This window comes from Leptolyngbya sp. FACHB-711, from assembly GCF_014695615.1.
Taxonomy (GTDB): Bacteria; Cyanobacteriota; Cyanobacteriia; order Elainellales; family Elainellaceae; genus Leptolyngbya_A.
In genome coordinates this window covers 1-5,260 of sequence record NZ_JACJOR010000356.1, presented here as the reverse complement: position 1 = coordinate 5,260, position 5,260 = coordinate 1, and the positions used below count along the sequence as shown (strand labels likewise).

5 protein-coding genes are annotated in these 5,260 nt (G+C 50.8%); 3 read left to right on the top strand and 2 right to left on the bottom strand.

All coding sequences use genetic code 11. The features are described 5' to 3' along the window. On the bottom strand, positions 1-324 hold a 324-nt coding region (locus H6F80_RS14715), incomplete at its 3' end, for a glycine-rich domain-containing protein (RefSeq protein WP_199296588.1). Between the two features lie 262 nt (positions 325-586). Continuing rightward, the gene (locus tag H6F80_RS14710; RefSeq protein ID WP_190792282.1) at positions 587-802 is read right to left on the bottom strand and encodes a hypothetical protein; all 216 of its coding nucleotides are present in this window, start codon (positions 800-802) and stop codon (positions 587-589) included. A 301-nt stretch (positions 803-1,103) separates the two neighbouring features. Between H6F80_RS14710 and H6F80_RS14705 the strand changes: the two genes are divergently transcribed. The 3 genes from H6F80_RS14705 to H6F80_RS14695 all read left to right on the top strand — a co-directional run. Then, complete coding sequence (locus tag H6F80_RS14705) at positions 1,104-2,855, top strand: NB-ARC domain-containing protein (protein ID WP_190792281.1); 1,752 nt, start codon at positions 1,104-1,106, stop codon at positions 2,853-2,855. Beyond that, positions 2,852-4,438, top strand: coding sequence for a serine/threonine-protein kinase (locus H6F80_RS14700; RefSeq protein ID WP_190792280.1), 1,587 nt, complete (start codon positions 2,852-2,854; stop codon positions 4,436-4,438). Before H6F80_RS14705 ends, H6F80_RS14700 begins: the two co-directional genes overlap by 4 nt. Positions 4,439-4,449: 11 nt before the next feature. Then, positions 4,450-5,260 (top strand): tetratricopeptide repeat protein (locus tag H6F80_RS14695; RefSeq protein WP_199296587.1); only part of this gene is annotated, 811 nt, incomplete at its 3' end.

The following is a 5,260-nucleotide window of genomic DNA, read 5'->3' as shown; positions in this document are numbered from 1 at the left end:
CTCGACGGATACTGTAGAGGATTGCTGCATCGTGCAGCCAAAATGCTTGCGAAAGAGTACCTGAGTCAGGACGGAAGCTGCAAGGTTATTCTGCCGCTTGCCCTGTGAAAACTGATTGCGATCGTCTTCATGGCTGAACTCTAAAAAAGAGAAACGATGAATAAAACGGTTAAAAAGAATTTGACAGTCTATCGCGTATTTTTCAGTATCGAGAATATGGCACTGCCAAACGTGATCAATATTCTGAGTAGGCACTAAGGCGAGATTTGGATAGTGATCAACCAAATATAGAAAAGCAAAATATTGGGCGATCGTCTTCCTCATCTCTTTCTCCGTCCAATTCGCACTTATTGGGGAATGATTGAGTTGATAAACTAGCGAGCTGATTTCGAGCGATCGAACACGCTGAACAAATGTCTGAAAAGATTCAGACCAAGCCTGATGAGCAGAAACCATAAGATGAGGGACGTTCCGGGGGCTGGGAAGAATCGGTCTTAACGTGGGAATTAGGGAGGCGCTTCGCGTCGCAAGCAAGGCTGCTCAAACACCCTTTAGAAGAATTAAGCAGGAGACAAATCCGATCGCCTCATGGAGTAAGGCACTGTTGATAGGGATAGGCATTGCAGGAGTTATGATGATCGCTCAGCTCAGGAGTGGCAGAAGGCAGAACAGTGGGCTGTGTGACTTGAGGAGAAACGGAAGGTTCTAACCTAAGTGCAGCTTTGCTGTTGCCGATGAGCGTGCTGCCAAGCAGGATAAGAACGGTGAGGCTGAACAGCTTGGTCGAAAGGGAACCTAACATGGTGATGCCTCCAGGACAAGTGGACCATGTATTCAACATAGAAACCCTTGGGTTGGAAATCTCCTAACGGCCATTAGGAATGAGTTATCAGTCCTGTTAGGTGACATTGGGCGATCGAAGCTTCTACACTACAAATCAATCAAGTTGAACGTTGCCCATTACGCGAACGTGAGCTGAATCTTTTCGTTTGATTCGCTTGGTTTTGATGCAATTCGTTTTTATTTATGACAATGCACCCCTGAACGCTCCTGAAATCCCGATGAATGCTGCAAAAATAAATTCACTTCCCTGTGTTTCGACCATGCCCGACGACATCTATGCAGAAGCAGCGCAACAGTGGGATTTACCTCGGCTCTATGCGGATCTGACTGTTGTAAAACGGGCTTGTAACGGCAAGCAAAACAGCGCACTCACCGAGCTAGAGAAAGACTGCCTGCGCGGATTGCTCTGTGGTCATAGCCCGACTGAAATTGCGCTGCGCCTGAATCGAGATGTCACCGGGTTACGAGTCAGCCTGTCCCGGGATGGACTTTATGACTATTTGGAAGTGCTGACCGAGCAGCGTCCTAAAAACTGGCAGCAAATCGCGTTTATTTTGGAGCGATCGGGCTATCGCTTGAACGCAGTGACTCTGTCTGCTGTACCGACTAAATCTGCGCCGCGGCAAGATCTAGCTGCCTATATCGATGTTTCGCGCTTTTACGGGCGATCGGCTGAACAGGCAACGCTGCACGCCTGGCTGACCGATTTCACAGTGCGAGTTGCGGCGATCGTTGGCATGGGCGGCATTGGCAAAACCAGTCTGGTTGCAAAATTAATTCAAGATAGTTTCAGCGATGCCTCGCTCGAAAAAGCTGGCGTTGAAGGGGTTCTGTGGCGATCGCTGCGGGATGCACCCCCGATCGGCGAGCTGGTTCAGGACATCCGGCAGTTTGTCACCGACTCAACCGAACTGACGATCACTAGCACGATCGATCAGCAAATCTCCCATCTACTTTCTGAGCTACGACAGCGACGGTTTCTAATTGTGCTGGATGACTGGGAAACGCTGTTGCAGGAAGGCGAACTGTCAGGCTACTGTGCCATTCAATATCGGGGCTATAGCCGCTTATTGCAACGATTTGCAGCAGAGCAGCATCAAAGTTGTCTGGTTGTCCTCAGCCGCGAACAGCCGATCGAGCTTGCTGCATTTGCCGGAGAACCCGTCGTTCAAAGCCTCAAACTGCGCGGCTTGCAACCTGCCGATGCCAAAACTCTACTCAACACACGCGGCTTCGCTGGACAGGAAGCAGGCTTATCGGAACTGGTCAGCATTTATCGTGGTAACCCTGCAGCCCTGAAACTGATCGGCGCGTTGATTCAAGACATTTGTGATGGGCAAGTGTCCCAATTTCTGGCGCAGACTTCGCTCGTTCTAGGCGACGTATTATCTAACCTGCTCGAACAGCAGCTCTCCAAATTGTCTGATGCCGAAAGAAACGTGATGTTCTGGCTTGCCATCGTTGGAAAACCCACCGCGATCGCCGACCTCAAACTCTTAATGAGCACCGAAGAACGATCGCACCTGCTCACCGCCCTCGGCTCCCTCTGGCGACGCTCCCTGATCGAAAAAAACACCGACACAAAACGACTCCTGCCGGAGAGTAATTGTCCTGCAACCGTTCCCCTTCACTCCTCTACCCCTTTACCCACCCTCTTCTCTCTCGAACCCGTTGTAATGAAATGCGTGCTGCATCAGTTGGTCGATGCGCTGTGGCAGGACGTTGAAACAGTCATCGAAGCCCGCTCGATTTCTCACTTAGGCATTCTCAAAACCCATCTGCTGCTAAAAGATGAAGAAACCTTTTCCATCACCCTGTATCACGTTCGCCGCATTCTCTATCGAGTTCGCGATCGGCTGGTGAGTACCTTCGCGGGGGATGTGGAACAGTTATCCGACCAGCTACAACAGATTTTAGGATGGCTCAAAGACCAACCGCCTGAAGCGATCGGCTATGCGGAAATTAACCTGACCAAGCTGTTGGAATTGATCAACCCATCGCAAGCGTCATGAGCGCCCTGATCGTGCTAGCTCCCGGAACCCTGCTGCATCACCGCTACGAGATTATCCGACCTCTGGGTGGCGGTGGCTTTAGTCAAGTGTTTGAAATCCGGGACGGGGATGCGACGAAGGTGCTGAAAGTTCTTGACCTCAAAGAGTTTTCGCGTTCACAGCAGCAAAAAGCGATCGAGCTATTTCGACGGGAAGCCACTTTTCTGAGCCAGTTTCACCATCGCGGTGTGCCCCAGGTTGAACCAGATGGCTACTTTGTCTGGCAGCGCGATCGGCTTGCCCCCCTGCACTGTCTGGTGATGGAAAAAGTTCCGGGCATCAATTTGCAGGAATGGCTCCAGCAGGGAAAACGGCTTTCAGCGCGAGAAGCGATCGACTGGCTGCATCAGTTAGTCGAGATCTTGATTCCTCTGCATCAGCAGCAGTTTTTCCATCGCGACATTAAACCATCAAACATTATGCTGCGTCCGGATGGTCAGCTGATGCTGATCGATTTTGGCACTGTGCGCGAGGTATCTGTCACCTACTTAGTGAAGCAGGAACAGCAGGAAACCGGAACCGCCATTATTTCCGCTGGATATACGCCCCCAGAACAGGCAGAAGGGCAGGCAGTTCCCCAGTCCGATTTCTTCGCGCTCGGACGAACCCTGGTCACGTTACTGACACGCAAACCGCCGATCGATCTCCCCGTTGATCCCCAGACCGGACAACTCCAGTGGCGCACTCTCACCGATGCCCTGCCGCCCCAATTTGCAGATTTGCTCGATCGTCTCATGGCTCCCTTTCCGGGGCAGCGTCCGCAGTCAGGCGAAATCATCCTGCAAACCATTCGACAAATCGAACGAAAACTCAACTGGGAACGACGGCTGCCTGTGCTGCGCCAGGTCGATCGCCTGCGTGCAAAGCTCGATCGTCGCCTGTTGCAACTCACTCCGCTCAAAACTGCGCTGCTGGTGGCGGTTCTGTCTGGTGGTTTCACCCTCTGGCAAAATCGACTCACAGTTTCGATTCAGTTCAATGATTGGGGACTTGATGCCCAAACTGCAAATGCCCCTGAGCTTGCCTGGTTGTCTTATCAGTTTGCGCTGTTATTCAATCGACAAAATGCTGCAACATTGTTTAACTTGGGCGATCTGTATGAAACGCAAAACAAGCTTGCTCAAGCGAGAGCTGCTTATGCCCAATCCATGATTGAAGACCTTGATACAGAACAGCGACCAGATGCTTACAACAATTTAGCAAGACTATATATTTTGAATCAGGAATATCATCGTGCCATTCTACTATTGAATGAAGGTCGGCACATTGCAAAAAGACCGATCGATCACTATGCGCTTCTAAAAAATTTGGGCTGGGCACAGCTTAAGCTTAAGCAATATGACGTTGCCCAAGAAGCGTTGAAAAATGCAGTTAAGATTGACGATAAACGAGGGACAGCCTATTGCTTAATGGGGCAAGTTTATGAAGAAATTAAAGATATACCAAACACGGTGAATGCCTATCGCAAATGTCTTCAATATGGCGATCGAAAAAATTCCGACGAACAACAATGGATGACGCACGCTCAACAGTTTTTAGAGTGAGTTAAACAGCCATGAACGATCGTTTTATTCAGGGTGCTGGAATTGCAGGCTTGCTGTTAGTGATTCCAACGGCAACGAGTCCAGGAATCTCTGCGGTGCGGGAACTCAACCCCGTCTCACCTCCGATCGAATCGACTGCAGAATATCTCATCGCCCAGTGTCGCACTGCTCGCACTGCCAATCCGCGCGGTCCCGAAGATGCCTTGATTCCCTACATCATTGAGCCTCGCAATTCGGCGGTTTTAAGCGATCGTCCCAATCTACGCTGGAATAAAGTGTTGGGCGTAACCCAGTACACGGTAACGCTGAAAAACGGAGACACAATCCTATGGACAAAACAGGTCGAGACGGATGCGATCGCCTATCCATCGGATGCTCCTGCCCTGCAACCCGGAATCAACTACACGCTAGAGGTGAAAACCAACACCGATCGCTCCTCCACCGAAGAAGACATCCAGACCACCTTCTACCGCCTGTCTGACCCTGAAGCCGATCGCATCCGCCAGGCAGAATCCCTGTTTAATAACACCTCCGAATCCACAACGCTGCTTAAAACCGATCTCTACATCGGCTCCGAACTCTACGCGGCGGCGATCGACACCCTCGAATCTCTAATCGAGCAAGGCAGCCAAAACCCGATCGTCTATCGCAAACTGGCAGACCTCTACGCTCAAGCAAACGTTAATTTGCGAGCCGAATCCTACTATCAGCAAGCAATTCCCCTCGCCTCTGGAAATCTGCCGGAGCAAGCCCGACTTCAGGCATCGCTTGGCGAAGTTTATATCCGGCTGGAATTGAGACCGCAGGCGATCGAATGGCTAA

Excerpts from the sequence above, each read along its gene's own strand:
- H6F80_RS14710 (WP_190792282.1), bottom strand. The coding sequence starts at position 802 with ATGTTAGGTTCCCTTTCGACCAAGCTGTTCAGCCTCACCGTTCTTATC.
- H6F80_RS14705 (WP_190792281.1), top strand. The coding sequence starts at position 1,104 with ATGCCCGACGACATCTATGCAGAAGCAGCGCAACAGTGGGATTTACCT.
- H6F80_RS14700 (WP_190792280.1), top strand. The coding sequence starts at position 2,852 with ATGAGCGCCCTGATCGTGCTAGCTCCCGGAACCCTGCTGCATCACCGC.